The 16,063-nt window shown below is 39.9% G+C and carries 16 protein-coding genes; 13 read left to right on the top strand and 3 right to left on the bottom strand.

Features of this window, described 5'->3' with window-relative positions; genetic code table 11:
* The first annotated feature begins 56 nt into the window (after nucleotides 1-56).
* The 8 genes from RMB06_RS07200 (at nucleotide 57) to RMB06_RS07165 (ending at nucleotide 7,911) form a co-directional block, all read left to right on the top strand.
* On the top strand, nucleotides 57-386 hold the full coding sequence (locus tag RMB06_RS07200) for an RcnB family protein (protein WP_002120775.1): 330 nt from the start codon (nucleotides 57-59) through the stop codon (nucleotides 384-386).
* A 120-nt stretch (nucleotides 387-506) separates the two neighbouring features.
* Nucleotides 507-1,862: an amino-acid N-acetyltransferase gene (gene argA / locus RMB06_RS07195; protein WP_311078950.1), complete on the top strand. Its 1,356-nt coding sequence runs from the start codon at nucleotides 507-509 to the stop codon at nucleotides 1,860-1,862.
* Nucleotides 1,863-2,196: 334 nt separating this feature from the next.
* Nucleotides 2,197-3,165 (top strand): sulfonate ABC transporter substrate-binding protein, encoded by a 969-nt coding sequence (locus RMB06_RS07190; protein WP_057067872.1) that lies wholly within the window; start codon nucleotides 2,197-2,199, stop codon nucleotides 3,163-3,165.
* Between the two features lie 72 nt (nucleotides 3,166-3,237).
* Nucleotides 3,238-4,221, top strand: a complete 984-nt coding sequence (locus RMB06_RS07185; protein WP_311078949.1) for a sulfonate ABC transporter substrate-binding protein — start codon at nucleotides 3,238-3,240, stop codon at nucleotides 4,219-4,221.
* 26 nt (nucleotides 4,222-4,247) lie between these two features.
* Nucleotides 4,248-5,423 (top strand): FMNH2-dependent alkanesulfonate monooxygenase, encoded by a 1,176-nt coding sequence (gene ssuD / locus RMB06_RS07180; RefSeq protein ID WP_019457892.1) that lies wholly within the window; start codon nucleotides 4,248-4,250, stop codon nucleotides 5,421-5,423.
* Complete coding sequence (gene ssuC / locus RMB06_RS07175) at nucleotides 5,420-6,217, top strand: aliphatic sulfonate ABC transporter permease SsuC (RefSeq protein ID WP_005308906.1); 798 nt, start codon at nucleotides 5,420-5,422, stop codon at nucleotides 6,215-6,217. Before ssuD ends, ssuC begins: the two co-directional genes overlap by 4 nt.
* Before the next feature lie 13 nt (nucleotides 6,218-6,230).
* On the top strand, nucleotides 6,231-7,031 hold the full coding sequence (locus RMB06_RS07170; protein WP_005308903.1) for an ABC transporter ATP-binding protein: 801 nt from the start codon (nucleotides 6,231-6,233) through the stop codon (nucleotides 7,029-7,031).
* A 259-nt stretch (nucleotides 7,032-7,290) separates the two neighbouring features.
* Nucleotides 7,291-7,911 (top strand): TetR family transcriptional regulator C-terminal domain-containing protein, encoded by a 621-nt coding sequence (locus RMB06_RS07165; RefSeq protein WP_078225525.1) that lies wholly within the window; start codon nucleotides 7,291-7,293, stop codon nucleotides 7,909-7,911.
* A 36-nt stretch (nucleotides 7,912-7,947) separates the two neighbouring features.
* Here the strand turns inward: RMB06_RS07165 and RMB06_RS07160 are convergent, their stop codons facing one another.
* A complete protein-coding gene (locus tag RMB06_RS07160; protein WP_125739445.1) occupies nucleotides 7,948-8,514 on the bottom strand; it encodes a 5'-nucleosidase in 567 nt (188 codons plus the stop codon).
* An 80-nt stretch (nucleotides 8,515-8,594) separates the two neighbouring features.
* A complete protein-coding gene (locus RMB06_RS07155; RefSeq protein ID WP_311078948.1) occupies nucleotides 8,595-9,728 on the bottom strand; it encodes a TDT family transporter in 1,134 nt (377 codons plus the stop codon).
* Between the two features lie 207 nt (nucleotides 9,729-9,935).
* On the opposite strand from RMB06_RS07155, the gene ribF reads away from it, so the two are divergent.
* From ribF to RMB06_RS07130, 5 genes are all read left to right on the top strand, one after another.
* Nucleotides 9,936-10,937 (top strand): bifunctional riboflavin kinase/FAD synthetase, encoded by a 1,002-nt coding sequence (gene ribF, locus RMB06_RS07150; protein ID WP_032012561.1) that lies wholly within the window; start codon nucleotides 9,936-9,938, stop codon nucleotides 10,935-10,937.
* A 61-nt stretch (nucleotides 10,938-10,998) separates the two neighbouring features.
* Nucleotides 10,999-13,836, top strand: coding sequence for an isoleucine--tRNA ligase (gene ileS / locus RMB06_RS07145; protein WP_311078947.1), 2,838 nt, complete (start codon nucleotides 10,999-11,001; stop codon nucleotides 13,834-13,836).
* Nucleotides 13,829-14,359, top strand: a complete 531-nt coding sequence (lspA, locus tag RMB06_RS07140) for a signal peptidase II (protein ID WP_005804840.1) — start codon at nucleotides 13,829-13,831, stop codon at nucleotides 14,357-14,359. Before ileS ends, lspA begins: the two co-directional genes overlap by 8 nt.
* Before the next feature lies 1 nt (nucleotide 14,360).
* Entirely contained in the window at nucleotides 14,361-14,843 is a 483-nt protein-coding gene (locus RMB06_RS07135) for a peptidylprolyl isomerase (protein ID WP_057067883.1), read from the top strand.
* 136 nt (nucleotides 14,844-14,979) lie between these two features.
* Entirely contained in the window at nucleotides 14,980-15,522 is a 543-nt protein-coding gene (locus RMB06_RS07130) for an NADPH-dependent FMN reductase (RefSeq protein WP_068528288.1), read from the top strand.
* Nucleotides 15,523-15,565: 43 nt separating this feature from the next.
* Here RMB06_RS07130 and RMB06_RS07125 read toward each other — a convergent pair whose 3' ends face one another.
* On the bottom strand, nucleotides 15,566-15,916 hold the full coding sequence (locus RMB06_RS07125) for an ankyrin repeat domain-containing protein (protein WP_404976473.1): 351 nt from the start codon (nucleotides 15,914-15,916) through the stop codon (nucleotides 15,566-15,568).
* Between the last annotated feature and the right edge of the window lie 147 nt (nucleotides 15,917-16,063).

The following is a 16,063-nucleotide window of genomic DNA, read 5'->3' as shown; positions in this document are numbered from 1 at the left end:
GCAATTGTTCACTAATCTTTAATTATTGAAATTTAACTCATCATTCGAGGTTTACAATGAAAAAATTAACAACAGCGATTGTTCTTTCTCTTAGTGGTTTAGTTGCAACAACAGCCATGGCAGCACCAAACGATCATAATCATCATGGCAATTACCAAAACCATGAAGTAAAAACAGTTAAAGTGATTAAAAAAGATGATCATCGCAATGCGTGGCGAGTAGGCCAGGTTGTACCGCATGAGTATCGACATTCACGTTACGTGATCGACTATCGTCAACATCAAAAATTGACTAAACCAGGTCGTTACCAAAAATGGTATAAAGTGAATGGAAATTATGTACTGGTGAATGAACAAAGTCATAAAATCATTAGAGTGGTTTACTAATTTAAAACTTTTTAAGCACCCAAATTTCAATTTGGGTGTTTTTTTATCTAAAACATGCGGCTTTAATCTTTTTTGTTTAGAATCATCTTTATATCTTTTTGCTGTTGATTCGAGATCGGTATGTCAAGTAAGCCTGTAAGTAAGTCACATAATAACACCCAGCATTATGTACACTGGTTTCGACACTCAGCGCCCTACATTAATGCTCACCGCGATAAAACATTTGTGTTGATGTTTGGTGGTGAAGCAGTCCGTCATCCTAATTTTGAACATATCATTCACGACATTGCTTTATTACACTCTCTTGGTATTCGCTTAATTCTCGTGTACGGCGCACGTCCGCAAATTAATCAAAATCTTAAAGAAAAAGGAATCGAAACTCCTTTTTATGATAACAGCCGTATTACCACACGTGAATCTTTAAGCTGTGTCATGAGTGCTGTAGGTTCTATTCGCCTAGAAATCGAAGCATTGCTTTCTATGGGCTTAGCAAACTCGCCAATGTACGGCGCTCGCATAGATGTGGTATCAGGTAATTTTGTGACTGCTAAACCTTATGGTATTCGTGATGGCATGGATTTCCAGCTTACAGGTGAGGTTCGTTCTATCGATACCGATGCGATTGATCGACACCTCGACAACCATAATATTGTACTGCTAGGACCAACGGGTTACTCCACTACAGGTGAGGTATTTAACTTAAGAGCTGAAGAAGTTGCAACTAAAACAGCAACTTACTTAAAAGCAGATAAACTCATTTTTCTTGGAGAGCAACAAGGATTGCTGAATGAAGATGAGCAAATATTACGTGAATTAAGCCCACATCAACTGGATTACTATATTCAACAATACCAAACTATTAGCCCAATACTCACTTTGCATTTGCAACAGGCAAAAAAAGCATCTTTATCAGGCGTACACCGCGTTCATCTTATTTCTTATGCCTATGATGGTGCCCTTCTCGAAGAGTTATTTACTCGAGATGGTATCGGTACCATGATTACCGATGCGCATTATGAAGAAGTTCGCATGGCCAACATTCAAGATGTGGGCGGTTTAATGAATTTATTACGTCCATTAGAAGAAGAAGGTATCTTAGTTTATCGTTCGCGTGAACGTTTAGAGCAAGAGATTAGCCAGTTCGCTGTTATTGAGCGCGATGGTACGATTCTAGCGTGTGCTGCACTTTATCCAATTCCAACCGAATTTAATGAAACACGTTCAGCAGAAATCGCCTGCGTCGCAGTACACCCAAGTTATCGTAAATCGAACCGTGGCAGCCAGATTTTGCAATTCCTTGAAGAAAAGGCAAAAGAACAAGGTATTCGTCAATTATTTGTTTTAACGACTCGAACCGCTCACTGGTTCTTAGAACACGGTTTTCATCAGGTGAGTGTTGATGACTTACCAAATGCTCGTCAGGCACTCTATAACTATCAGAGAAATTCTTTAGTCTTTAAGAAACTGCTTCCTTAGCCTTTGCTCTTTTTAAGATATTCTTATTTCAGATAAGCTTAGTTCAAAAAGTACAACCGTAAACACGATTAATTTATGGTTGTACTTTTCTTAAATCTAAATTTTTAAGGTTTTAATATTTTTTATTTTATTTACATTAACTTAATAACAATTCATTAAATATATTTCTATTAGATAAATCATTTTTTCGCATAAGTTTATAGCCTATTGTGTTTAGCTTTTTTTTGCATAAATAAAGACCGAATACTTATTTTTTCTGAAATAAAAATCCATTTAGGGTATCTGCTCATCCAACTATTTTTTTCTTTTTCTCTTTCGGGGAGTACGAAATCTCATGGCACTTTTCAACACCACTTCATGGGCAAAATATTCAGTCATCGCGGCCAGCCTTGCAGGAGTGATGATGTTAAGTGGTTGTGCCAAAAAAGAGGAACAAGCCACCACAACCTTAAATATCGGCTATCAAAAATATGGGATTCTTCCTATTTTAAAGGCTCGTGGTGACTTAGAAAAAGCATTAAAAGAACAAGGCGTGCAAGTGAAATGGGTTGAGTTCCCTGCTGGCCCTCAATTGCTTGAAGGTTTAAACGTAGGAAGTGTTTCACTCGGTGAAGCAGGTGAAGCACCACCGATCTTTGCTCAGGCTGCCAATCCAAATTTAGTCTATGTCGCAAACCAACCTGCTGCGCCAAAAGCTGAAGCACTATTGGTACAAAAAGACTCTCCAATCCAATCTATTAAAGATTTAAAAGGCAAACGTGTTGCTCTTAACAAAGGCTCGAATGTTCATTACCTATTGTTAAAAGTTTTAGAAGCCAACAACTTAAGCTTAAGTGATATTCAACCAGTTTATTTACCGCCATCAGACGCTCGTGCTGCCTTTGAAAAAGGTGCTGTAGATGCATGGGTGATTTGGGACCCTTTCTTTGCAGCGGCTGAACATCAAATTCAGGCCCGAGTTTTAGCAACAGGTGAAAACTTGGTGAGTAATCATCAGTTTTATTTAGCTGACCGTAAATTTGCAGAAAGTAACCCGAAAGTACTCAACACTGTTGTACAGACACTTAACCAGACCACTGAGTGGGTAAGTTCACATCAGGATGAAGCTGCCAAATTACTCGAAAAACCTACCGCACTTGAGTTTGATGTACTCAAAACTTCCATTTCACGTATGGGTTTTGGAGTTCAGCCAATCTCTGACAAGGTGGCACAAGAACAACAACAAGTAGCTAATGCTTTTTATGCGCAAAAGCTCATTCCTAACAAGCTCACCATTCAAGATGCCATTTTAAAACTGAAATAAACCCAGCTTGGGCACGGCTTAAATAATCATATAAATGCTGTGCCTGACCTCAAGGGGAACAAGGATATCAATATGCAACATCAGTCATTATTTATTAAGAGTCAGTGGACACAATTAATTAAGCGCCTCAGTGCAATTACTGTATTAGGCTTAACAATCGCAGCACCAGCTTGGGCAATTGACCCAACCGTGAAAGAACTTCGTATTGGTTTTCAAAAAAGCTCGATTAACTTTGCAATTGCCAAACAGCAAAAGCTATTTGAGCAAGAATTCCCAAATGCAAAAATTACTTGGAATGAGTTCCCTGCCGGTCCACAAATTTTAGAAGCTTTAGCTGTCGGTTCGCTTGATGTAGGCGTTACTGGAGACACTCCTCCTGTCTATGCTCAAGCGGCTGGAAAGCCTTTATATTACATTGCTTATGAAGCTGCTAAGCCATTGGCATCGGCAATTTTAGTTCCAAAAAACTCGCAACTAAAACAGCTTAAAGACCTTAAAGGCAAACGCATTGCGCTGCAAAAAGGTTCGAGCTCACATTACTTACTTGTACAAGCCGTACGTAAAGCAGGCCTAAACTGGAGCGATATTACCCCCATCTGGCTTACCCCTGCCGATGCTCGCGCAGCATTTCAAAAAGGTGCCGTTGATGCATGGGCAATTTGGGATCCTTACTTCGCTTCAGCACAACTAGAAGACCAAGCTCGTGTTCTTGCATCGGGTAAAGGCTTAAGCCCGAATTATACATTTTATTTAGCAGCTCCAAATTTTGTTAAACAACATCCTAAATCTGTTTCAGGGCTCATCAAACAAATCAATCAAGCTGACAAATGGGTTCAAAGCCATCAAGCAGAAACGGCAACAGCCATTGGCCAAAGCACAGGACTGAAACCTGCGACCAGTGACTTATTTATTAAAAGACGTCCACGCCCCTCATCGGCAGCTCCACTCAGCAGTAAAGTGATTGCTGAGCAGCAGCAACTCGCAGACATTTTTACTCAACAAGGCATCATTCCAAAACCAATCAGCATTAAACAAGCTGTTTGGATTGCCAAGTAATTTCAATAGACATATAGGTAATGCACATGAAAATTTTCTGGTTTATTCCTACCCACGGTGATAGTCGCTATTTAGGTACAAGTAAAGGCGCTCGTCAGGTTGACCATGCCTATATGAAGCAAATTGCTGTAGCAGTAGATAATTTAGGTTACGAAGGTGTACTTATTCCAACAGGTCGTTCATGTGAAGATCCTTGGATTACGGCGGCTAGCCTAATTGATGCAACTCAACACCTTAAATTTTTAGTTGCATTACGACCAGGGGTAACCACACCAGCTTTAGCTGCTCGTATGGCTGCAACGTTTGACCGTTTGTCGAATGGTCGTGTATTACTCAACTTAGTGACTGGTGGTGATGAGGCTGAATTACGCGGAGATGGTTTATATGAAGATCACTCAACACGTTATCAAACTGCCAATGAATACGTAAAAATCTGGCGTGAGATTTTGACACGCTCACATACGGGTGAAGCTTTTACATTCCACGGTGAACGCTTACAAGTAGATGATGCAAAACTACTTTACCCACCTGTTCAAAAGCCTTACCCACCACTTTGGTTCGGTGGCTCTTCAGACGTCGCTGTCGATTTGGCTGCTGAGCAAGTTGATACTTACCTTACGTGGGGCGAGCCACCAGCAGCAGTTAAACAAAAGATCGAACATGTTCGCGCCAAAGCTGAGGCTAAAGGTCGTAAATTAACTTATGGCATTCGCTTGCATGTGATTGTTCGCGAAACCAACGAACAAGCTTGGGCAGCAGCGAATGAGCTTATCCAATATCTTGATGATGCAACTATTGCTGCAGCACAGAAAAAATTTGCACAAATGGACTCCGTAGGTCAACAGCGCATGGCAGCTCTTCACGGCGGTAACCGTGACAAACTTGAAGTATCTCCAAACCTTTGGGCAGGTATTGGTTTAGTCCGTGGCGGTGCTGGTACAGCACTTGTAGGTGACCCAGAAACAGTTGCTGCCCGCATTCAGGAATATGCTGATTTAGGTATCGATACTTTTATTTTCTCGGGCTATCCACATCTTGAAGAGTCGATCCGTTTTGCAGAGTTGGTCTTCCCGTTATTACCAATCGAAACTCGCGCTAAACTTGCTCAGCCAAATTTAACCGGTCCATTCGGTGAAATTATTGCCAACAACTATGTTCCAGACGAGAAGAAGCAAAATAGTTCCGTCAAGGAGCCTGCATGAGCAAAGACGAAAGTATTGTTTCACGTGGAACAAAACAAATCGGGCAGCGTTTGCTGCCTTGGATTTTCCCTATTGTTCTATTGGTTGTTTGGCAAATTGCCTCAAGTTCGGGTCTTTTAGAGAACCGTATTTTGCCTGCACCGACTGCTGTGGTTTCCGCTTTTTGGCATCTACTCGTTAGTGGAGAATTATGGCATCACGTTAAGGTAAGTGCTGGTCGCGCTTTGATTGGTCTTTTGGTTGGTGGCGGCTTAGGTCTGCTCTTAGGTTTACTTAATGGCTCTTCACGCTTCGCCTCTACCCTGCTCGATACGACTCTGCAAATGATTCGTAACATCCCAGCATTAGCACTTATTCCACTCGTCATCTTGTGGTTCGGTATTGATGAAACAGCGAAATTATTCTTGGTCGCAGTAGGTGTTTTCTTCCCGATTTATATTAATACCTATCACGGTATTCGGTCAGTTGACCCTCAATTGATCGAAATGGGTAAAAGTTACGGCCTTTCTCGCTGGCAACTTTACAAAGAAATTATTCTGCCAGGTGCAATGCCTTCTATTTTAGTAGGTCTACGCTTTGCTTTAGGTTTGGTTTGGGTATTGCTCATTGTCGCTGAAACCATTTCAGCTCAAGCAGGTATTGGTTATATGACCATGAATGCACGTGAGTTTTTACAAACAGATGTAGTTCTGGTCGGTATTCTTCTTTACGCCTTACTAGGCAAACTGGCCGATGTTTTAGCCCAGCTTTTAGAACGCTATTTACTACGTTGGCACTCTGGATATCAGAAATAAGGGAGCTTAGAACATGACAAATCTGAATTTAAATATTAATCAGAATGAAGTGCAGCTCATTCCGGAAGAACCAACAGAATCTCAAGAACCTGTATTAGGTGCAGAGATTCTGATTGAGCAACTCTATAAATTCTATGGCGAGGTAAAGGTCCTTGAAGATCTTGACCTACACATCCAGCCTGGTGAGTTTTTAGCAATTGTTGGTCGAAGTGGCTGTGGCAAAAGTACGTTACTCCGTTTAATTGCTCAACTTGAAAAAGCCAGTTTTGGAGAAATTAAATTCAAATCTGCCCGGCATTTACGTGAAGGCATTACTAACGATGATATTCGAGTAATGTTCCAAGATCCACGTCTACTTCCTTGGAGGAATATCCTTCAAAATGTTCAACTGGGTTTACCTAAAGCCCAACATGCTTTAGCAGAAGAATTACTGGAAAAAGTGGGTTTAAAAGAGAAATCAGGACAATGGCCTTCACAACTCTCAGGTGGCCAACGTCAGCGTACAGCCTTAGCACGTGCACTATCGCATACGCCACGCATTTTATTGCTTGATGAGCCTTTAGGTGCATTAGATGCTCTAACTCGGCTTGAGATGCAAAGCTTGATTGAGCGCTTGTGGAAAGAACAAGGTTTTACTGCCATTTTAGTCACACACGATGTAAGTGAAGCAGTGCAATTAGCTGACCGTATTATCTTATTAGATAAGGGCCAGATTGCTCAAAGTTTCCAAGTTAATCTTCCACGCCCGCGTAAAAAGAGCATTACTTTTGCCCAACTTGAACAACAAGTACTCGATGCAGTTTTGGCAACTTAAGATTGCGATGAGTAATCAGAAACGCTCAACCGAAAAATGCCCAATTTACGAGCAATAAAACTGCTGTTTTATTGCTCTTTTTTAGGGCGAAATTTAAAAAATATTTTTAAGAATAACAATAAACTAGTGAATCTCTCTATTTTTTGCACAATAGTATATCTATTACGCAAATAACTAGTCGTTTTTTGATTAAAAAAGCAAGACACCTGTGCACAAATCAAACAATTTCCCTTACAATGGGAATATTATTTTTTTAATTATGCAGCAGATGGAACAAAAAAAGAGTACCCAAAAGCGCAATCAGCTTCTTGCTGCCGCCCTTGACGTATTTTCAGTCTATGGGTTCACTGGCGCAAGTCTGGATGAAATTGCCCAACTCGCCGACATGCATAAGTCGAATATTTTCTATTACTACGAAAATAAAGAGTCTTTATACGTAGAAGTGCTCACAACCGTTTTACAAAAATGGTTGGCTCCCTTACAAACTTTAGAAGCTGAATTAGAACCAGCCGAAGCCTTATCTCACTACTTAATACAAAAAATCGAACTGTCTCGTAGCCAACCGAAAGCATCTAGATTGTTTGCATTAGAAATCATTCAAGGCGCTCCACATATTTTACCTATACTCAAAGGACCATTAAAAAAACTATTTAAGCGTAAAGCTAAAGTCATTCAGACGTGGCAAGAAGAAGGAAAGATTTCACCAGATATCGACCCGGAATTATTAATCTTAAACATTTGGGGCCTTACGCAAAACTATGCAGATTTTGCAACCCAAATGGAAATGGTGACTGGAAAAACACTGCGTAACCGAAGCATGTTCCAACGCTCAATTGAGCATACGGTACATATGATGCTATACGGCGTATTGCCTCGTTAAAACCAAAAAAAGATCGGCAAATTTGCCGATCTTTTTTTAGAAGTGATTTTGATAAAGTGCTAAAAGTTTTTGAGCACCTAATAATAAATTTTCTTCCCAATCTACATGTGCAGTGTCATCTGCACCATCAGTAATATATTTCACAGAAATCAGGCGTACACCTAACTTATGGCAGACTTTGGCTAAGGCATATCCTTCCATATCCACCACATCACAAGCTACTTTTGGCTGACCCGTTTCAAATGAATCTCCAGTTCCACAAACTGCTTTTGGCAAATCAGCAAAATGTGATTGAAGATGAATTTCAGCGGGCAGGTGATCATCTAACGGCGTTACACCTACTTCAAACCCTAATGGTGAAACATCCATATCACGTTGTACAAAAGTTTTTACTTCGACTAAATCATGTCGATTAAATGCAGAGCTTCCAGCTGTACCTAGATTAATTAAAGTTTTACAGCCAGTTTTTTGAATAACCTCAAATGCTTTAAAGGCAGCATTAATCTTACCAATACCACTGTAATGGACTTCAACACCTGCCTGCTCAAACAAACCTTTAGATTCATTAGGAAGTGCCATAATTAAAGCAATATCAGTGTTCATTCAAAAAGCTCAAATCAAAATTAAATAAATTAGAAAATAAGTATAAATCAGGTGCAAAAGCTTTTTGCACCTTTTCATCATTACTGCATTTTTTGTTGTAAGGCGATTAAACACGGAGAAAAGAACAGTTGGCCGCTATATGCGCCTGCTAGCGTTTTCTTCATTACCACACCCCACATTGTCAATAATAAAAGACTCAATGCCACAGCAACGTATTGTAAAAATACAATTTCAACCTGATGCCCTAAATTAAACAATGCAAGAATAAATACGCCTAATGGAAAGGTTAAGCCCCACCAACCCAAATTGAATGGAATACCAGTCTTTGCGTGACGAAGCGTTGTTAAAATTGCAAGACCAAGCCACCATAACCCGAAGCCTAAAAGCACAAGACTGCCCACAATTCCTAAAGCTTGAAAGACATTCGCAAATTGGTGAAATCCTACGTTTGGCGCTACTCTTTGGGCCTGCTCTCCTAGCAATAAGAGACCTAAAGCACCTGTACTAATCGGCCCTAAAGACAACCAGCTAGAAATTGCGACTTCTTTTTCCGGTAACTGATGTAAAGCCATACGCAGCATTAAAATTGTCAAAATAGCGAATGCTGGTAAAACAGAGATTCCCCAAAGTACATAGCCAGCCATTAATAAATGAAAGCTGTGTACATCTGCTGGTAAATGTGCAACCAACATACCCGCAGAACTTGCCGCTACTTCACATGCAACCACAGGTAAAAGCCAGATTGCGGTCATCGTATGTAACTGATGGTTCTGACGGCTAAACATGCAAAACGGCACAATCCACGCGATTGCTAGAGCTAAAAAGACATCGATGTACCATAAAGCTTGGGCAATATGGATTGCGACTTCACCGTAAAGCCCGATACCAAAGCTTAAAAAGCCATTTAGTATGGTAGCGAGCCCCATCGGAATAGCGCCTAAAAACAAGCTCATATTTGGATGATTAAAAATTTGCTTCGCCTCATGAGGGAAAAGAAACCACCGCAATAAATAAAGAACTGAAAAAACGCTAAATAAAACAATATTAAATTGCCATAACAAAGTAGCTAGCTTGAATAAAAATGATTGAGCAAAAGGCAGCTGGATTAAAATCATACTAACCACGCCAGTACCCATAGTTGCTGTAAACCAATTTGGGGTAAAATGTCTTATAACATCTTTGCTTTGATTTAATTGGTAAAAGGGTTTTTTCATCTTAGTTCTCTAATCAAAGAGTGGATAAAGACATAGTAGAGCAAACCACTAATAAGAAAAATTGATTTATTTTTATTTAATTCATCAGTATTTTAAATATATAGATATTCATTTTGAAAAATAACTGAGTAAAAACACAACAACAAGACGAATCTGTGAGATTATGGCAATATATAGCCCTTGCAAAAATAGCCATATTTTAAGTTCATGAAACTGCTTCGTCTCAATGCGTTATCGCCCAATTTTCAGTTACCTCAAACAGCGGTGACTATTGGTAATTTTGATGGTGTCCATTTAGGCCACCAAGCGATGATTGCTCAACTCAAAAAAATTGCTGCAGCACAAGGCTTAAAAACTTTAGTCATGATTTTTGAGCCACAACCTCTTGAATTCTTTAAAGGTTATGATGCACCTCCGCGTATTAATTCATTACGGGAAAAAGTTGAATACCTAGCTGAGCTTGGCGTTGACTATATTGCAGTTGCTAAATTTGATGAACATTTCCGTAGCATGAGCGCATCTGCCTTCGCAGATTTATTAAAAAATAAATTAAATGCCCAGTCATTAGTTTTGGGGGATGACTTTCATTTCGGTAAAGACCGCCAAGGCAACAGTGAATTTTTAAAAGATTATGGCTTCCAAGTCACAAATTTACACACCATTGAACTTGAAGGTGAACGCGTCAGTTCAACCCGTATTCGCCAAGTACTTCAAGTGGGTAATCTCGCTTTAGCAGCTAAATTATTAGGCCGTCCGTACAGTATTACTGGACGTGTCCAATATGGCGATCAAATTGGACGAACTCTTGATTTTCCAACCATTAATGTTCGTCTCAATCGCCACAAACCTTGTTTAAACGGTATTTATGGTGTTGAAGTCATTTGCGAAACGACTTCTCTCACTGAAAAAGTGCGCCAAGAAACACCTGAGAAACCGGGAATTGCCGGATATCATGAAAATAGCCTCTATGGCGCAGGTCATGTCGGTACACGTCCCGCCATTCAGCAAGAACATCCAGAATGGAGATTAGAAGTACATTTCCCTGATGTTTCTGCTAATCTGTATGGCTTATTTATGCGGGTGACTTTTCTTCACTATCTTCATGGTGAATTGAACTACCCTTCGCTTGAAGCACTTAAGGCTGGAATTGATAATGACGTGCAACAGTTACGACAATATCGTAACGACACGACACAATTTCCTTTTTAATTCGAATTTTGATTGTAAAACATGTCAGCTCCCAAGCTGATTAAACTGGAAGAAAACTTGCATGAGCGATAAGCAAACTCCTGAGAATGCAGTGGACTACAAAGCCACGCTAAACCTGCCGGATACTCAATTTGCAATGAAAGCAAATTTGGCAGTACGTGAAGTGAAATGGTTAGAAGAGTGGTATACCGACAACATTTATCAGCAGATTCGTGCATCGCGTATTGGCAAGAAAAAATATATTTTGCATGATGGCCCTCCATATGCGAACGGTACAATTCACTTGGGTCACGCGGTCAATAAAGTACTCAAAGACGTTATTGTAAAAAGCCGTACGCTTTCAGGTTTTGATGCACCATATGTTCCGGGTTGGGACTGTCATGGCTTACCAATCGAACTAAAAGTTGAAGAGAAAGTAGGTAAAGTGGGCGAAAAAGTTGACGCAGCAACTTTCCGTAAACTTTGCCGTGAATACGCGCTAAAACAAATTGATTTACAACGTACTGACTTTAAACGTCTTGGTATTTTAGGTGATTGGGATAATCCTTATCTCACCATGAATTACAAACAAGAAGCCGATATCGTTCGTGCTCTAGGTCTCATCCAGAAAAATGGCCATATCCAACCAGGCTTAAAGCCAGTGAACTGGTGTATGGACTGCGGTTCAGCTCTTGCTGAAGCAGAAGTTGAATACGAAGATAAAAAATCTGACGCAATTGACGTTGGCTTTGGCGTTGTCGATCTAAAAGATTTAAGTGCCCGCTTAAACGCAGAAGTTCAAGACCCAACAGATATTGTGATCTGGACGACTACACCGTGGACATTACCAGCTAACCAAGCGGTTGCATTGCATGCCGAAATTGAATATCAATTGGTACAAGTATCTACTGAGCGCGGTAAGCAAAACTTCATTCTTGCTAAAGACTTAGTTGCTTCAGCAATCGAACGCTATAAGCTTGAAAACCCAGTTGTTTTAGCTGACTTTACAGGTTCAGCTCTTGAAAACCTTACCCTGCAACACCCTTTACTTACTGACCGTCAAGTTCCAGTAATTTTGGGTGAACACGTTATTGCAACAAGCGGTACAGGTGCCGTACATACAGCGCCTGGCCACGGTGCAGACGACTATAAAGTAGGTCTTCAATACAACCTTAAAGTAGATAACCCAGTGGGTGGTAACGGTGTTTATTTACCAACTGCTCCAATCTATGCTGGTGAACACATCTATAAAGCCAATCCAAAGATTATCGAAGCTTTGGGCGCTGTAGGCCGTTTATGGGCTCATCAGCCAATTAAACATAGCTACCCACACTGCTGGCGCCATAAGACTCCAATTATTTTCCGTGCTACACCACAATGGTTCATTAGCATGGATCAAAAAGGTTTACGTGAAGGTGCGCTTAATGCCATTGAAAATGATATCGAGTTTGTACCGAACTGGGGTAAAAACCGTATTGAATCAATGATCGAAGGTCGTCCGGACTGGTGTATTTCACGTCAACGTACTTGGGGTGTTCCAATTCCATTCTTCGTTCATAAAGACACGAACGAATTACACCCACGTACACCTGAACTCATCGAAGAAGTTGCTCAACTGATCGAAGAAGAAGGCATCGAAGCATGGTTCAAACGTGAAGCAAAAGACTTCATCGGTGAAGATGCTGAACAATATAACGCTGTTCGCGATACACTCGATGTATGGTTCGACTCTGGTACAACGCATTACGCTGTACTTGAGCAACGTGATGAATTAGAAAGCCCTGCTGACTTATATTTAGAGGGTTCAGACCAACACCGTGGCTGGTTCCAATCTTCTTTATTAACGTCTATGGCAATTCACAATCGTGCGCCATATAAAGCCTTGTTAACTCATGGTTTTACAGTGGACGAAAACGGTCGTAAATTGTCGAAATCTTTAGGCAACTATATCCCGCTTGAAGAAATCATCAAACAGCTTGGTGCAGATGGTTTACGACTATATGTAGCGTCTAGCGACTACCGTTATGAAATCGCAGCATCGAAAGAAATCTTTAGCCGTGTAAGTGATAGCTATCGCCGTATTCGTAATACCCTACGCTTCTTGCTTGCGAACCTAAATGGTTTCAAACCAAGTACTGATGCTCTGGACGTAGATGACCTTATCGCTCTAGATCAATACATCTTACAGCGTGCGAATGAAGTACAACAAACCATTATCACTGCCTATGAAGAAATGAACTTCCATGTGGTGTGTAGTGCGTTAACAAGCTTCTGTATTAATGACTTAGGTGGTTTCTACCTAGATATTATCAAAGACCGTCAATACACCACTAAAGCGGATTCTCAGGCACGTCGTTCTGCACAAACAGCGCTTTATCATATTGTTCAAGCATTTATCCGTTGGATGAGCCCAATCTTAAGCTTTACTGCTCAAGAAGCTTGGCCACTGATTCCAGAACAAACTGAAAAGTATGTATTTACATCAGAATGGTATGACTTACCTGTTTCATCAAAAGCAAACTTGCTTTCTGAAGAAGATTGGCAAACATTGATTAGCGTAAAATCTGCAGTAAATAAACAGATTGAAGCAGCGCGTAACGCTAAACTTGTCGGCAGTAATCTTTCAGCCAAAGTTGAACTTTGGGCAAGTGAATCATTACAAACAGTTTTAAACCAACTGGCTGATGAACTCCGTTTTGTTCTTATTACTTCGCAAGTAGTAGTACATCCATTTGCTGAGCAAGGTGAAGCAACTGAAATGGAAGGCTTACGTGTACAAATATCTGCAGCTGAAGGTGAAAAATGTGCACGTTGCTGGCACGTTCTTCCAGATGTAAATACACATGCCGATCATCCTGGTTTATGTGGTCGTTGTATTGTGAACGTCACTGGTCGTGGCGAAGTGAGAAAATATGCCTAATTCACAAGCTAAAAAAGGCTTATTCCAGTTTTATCCACATAATCTGATTTGGCTTGGACTTTCTGTCCTTGCCATTGTATTGGATCAATGGACAAAATGGATTGCGAGTACACATCTAAACTATGCAGATCCTGTACCTGTACTTCCATTTTTAAACTGGACACTATTACATAACTATGGTGCAGCTTTTAGCTTTTTATCTGATGCAGGAGGATGGCAGCGCTATTTCTTCACATCACTGGCGGGCTTAGTTTCAGTACTTTTTGTATTTTGGTTAATGCGTATGCCTAAAAAAATGGTGGTGCTACCTGTAGCCATCGCTTTAATTTTAGGTGGAGCTTTAGGCAATTTAATTGACCGTATTACCCTAGGTTATGTAGTCGATTTCATTCATGTTTATTACCAAAATCATCACTTTCCAGCTTTTAATATTGCGGACAGTGCCATCACTCTAGGTACGATTTTGCTACTCATTGATACATTCTTCCTTGAAAAGCAACGTAACCAAAATTCGGATGCATAATATGACCGAAATTATTCAACCTAACGAAGAAATTCGTATCCAAGAAGGCTCTAAAGTCGACCTACACTTTTCTGTAGCTATCGAAAATGGTGTAGAAATTGACAATACACGTAGCCGTGAAGAACCAGTTAGTCTGACGATTGGTGATGGAAACCTTTTACCAGGTTTCGAAAAAGCATTATTCGGTTTACGTGCAGGTGACCGCCGTACAGTACACCTTCCACCAGAAGATGCTTTTGGTCCGTGGAATCCAGAAAATGTTCAAACTTTCGATACAGTTAAGTTTGAACAACGCCCTATTCCTGGTCACATGATCGAGTTTGAAGATAAGGCAAAAACCACCTTATTCGGTGTAGTAAAATCAGTTAATGATGACATTACAGAAATTGATTTTAATCACCCATTAGCTGGGAAAAATATTACCTTTGAAGTAGAAATATTTAAGGTTACTCCTGAAGGCCAACAAGGCATTAAGCTAATGTAAATAAAAAGCCCTCTAAATGAGGGCTTTTTTATGGTTCAATTTTTATTAGTGACATAAGAATCCTTACAAATTCTATATTCTCTCCTACCTATATAATGAATTAAGTTATAAAGATAAAAAATCTTAGGAAAAATACATGCTGGTCTATATTATCGTAGGAAGTGTTCGTGAAGGACGTACAGCAATTAAAGTTGCCAATTGGCTAGAATCCACAATTCCATCATTTAATCTAGAAGATTTTCAGACAGAAATAATTGATTTAAAAGAGTGGAATTTACCGTTATTTTCAGGCTCTCACCCACCTGCTACTGGGGTTTATGATCAACCTAAACAACAAGAATGGGCAGACAAAATTGCTCAAGCAGACGCATTTATCTTCATTAGCCCAGAATACAACCATGGTTACAGCCCAGCTTTAAAAAATGCACTTGATTATGTCGGTAAGGAGTGGGGTGGTAAACCTGCTGCATTTATTGGCTATGGTTCAACAAATGGCTCTCGTTCTATTAGCCAAATACGTCAAGTCACCTCAAGTTTAAGTATTATTGACCCGAATGCTGTAATAGAGATAAGAGATATATTTAAACGTAATAAAGATGAAAAATTCGAAGCTAATGAATTTGAAGTAAAAGGTCTTCAATCCATTGTTGAGAAACTACAGAAATATCATTTGTCTTAATTGCACAAAAGGCCTCTTTTCTAAACAAAAGAGGCCTTTAATTTTATAAACTATTTAAATACTCCACTACATCAGCATTACCTGCCATTTCTGCAAGCTCTAATGCTGTGTATTCACTTTTGTAAGCGACATGCGCACCTTTTTCAATTAAGAGTTGAACTATCTCTAAATGATCATTTTCAGCAGCTGCTTGTAGAGCACTATATCCCTCATCATCTATCTGATTAGGATCCTCTCCCTCTATTAGTAATTCTTTTACTTGATCGATATCACCTAGAGATGCCCAATAAATCAATGCAGGCAAAGATAGCTCTTCATCATCTTCAGGTATTGGAGAGAAAGAATTGATTTTCATGGACGTACCCAAAATAATAGACTTCATCATTATATTCATAGAATATAGCAACAATACAAATCTAATTTTGGACCTATCTTTTATTAAAAATTAAATTCCGCACATAAAGAAACACCCCCATTCATTAGAATGGGGGTGTTTAGAATAATGAGCTGGCGATGACTTACTCTCACATGGGTAACCCCA

The sequence above is a fragment of the Acinetobacter sp. V104_13 genome (genome assembly GCF_031798995.1).
Classification (GTDB): domain Bacteria; phylum Pseudomonadota; class Gammaproteobacteria; order Pseudomonadales; family Moraxellaceae; genus Acinetobacter; species Acinetobacter pittii.
Note: the sequence above shows the minus strand (reverse complement) of the source record. Positions and strands in the feature narration are given on the sequence as shown.

Coding starts and splice junctions, on each gene's coding strand:
- RMB06_RS07155 (WP_311078948.1), bottom strand. CDS start 9,728: ATGAAAAAACCCTTTTACCAATTAAATCAAAGCAAAGATGTTATAAGA.
- RMB06_RS07160 (WP_125739445.1), bottom strand. CDS start 8,514: ATGAACACTGATATTGCTTTAATTATGGCACTTCCTAATGAATCTAAA.
- lspA (WP_005804840.1), top strand. CDS start 13,829: ATGCCTAATTCACAAGCTAAAAAAGGCTTATTCCAGTTTTATCCACAT.
- argA (WP_311078950.1), top strand. CDS start 507: ATGTCAAGTAAGCCTGTAAGTAAGTCACATAATAACACCCAGCATTAT.
- RMB06_RS07165 (WP_078225525.1), top strand. CDS start 7,291: ATGCAGCAGATGGAACAAAAAAAGAGTACCCAAAAGCGCAATCAGCTT.
- ribF (WP_032012561.1), top strand. CDS start 9,936: ATGAAACTGCTTCGTCTCAATGCGTTATCGCCCAATTTTCAGTTACCT.
- RMB06_RS07125 (WP_404976473.1), bottom strand. CDS start 15,916: ATGAATATAATGATGAAGTCTATTATTTTGGGTACGTCCATGAAAATC.
- RMB06_RS07200 (WP_002120775.1), top strand. CDS start 57: ATGAAAAAATTAACAACAGCGATTGTTCTTTCTCTTAGTGGTTTAGTT.
- ssuD (WP_019457892.1), top strand. CDS start 4,248: ATGAAAATTTTCTGGTTTATTCCTACCCACGGTGATAGTCGCTATTTA.
- RMB06_RS07190 (WP_057067872.1), top strand. CDS start 2,197: ATGGCACTTTTCAACACCACTTCATGGGCAAAATATTCAGTCATCGCG.
- ileS (WP_311078947.1), top strand. CDS start 10,999: ATGAGCGATAAGCAAACTCCTGAGAATGCAGTGGACTACAAAGCCACG.
- RMB06_RS07185 (WP_311078949.1), top strand. CDS start 3,238: ATGCAACATCAGTCATTATTTATTAAGAGTCAGTGGACACAATTAATT.
- RMB06_RS07130 (WP_068528288.1), top strand. CDS start 14,980: ATGCTGGTCTATATTATCGTAGGAAGTGTTCGTGAAGGACGTACAGCA.
- ssuC (WP_005308906.1), top strand. CDS start 5,420: ATGAGCAAAGACGAAAGTATTGTTTCACGTGGAACAAAACAAATCGGG.
- RMB06_RS07135 (WP_057067883.1), top strand. CDS start 14,361: ATGACCGAAATTATTCAACCTAACGAAGAAATTCGTATCCAAGAAGGC.
- RMB06_RS07170 (WP_005308903.1), top strand. CDS start 6,231: ATGACAAATCTGAATTTAAATATTAATCAGAATGAAGTGCAGCTCATT.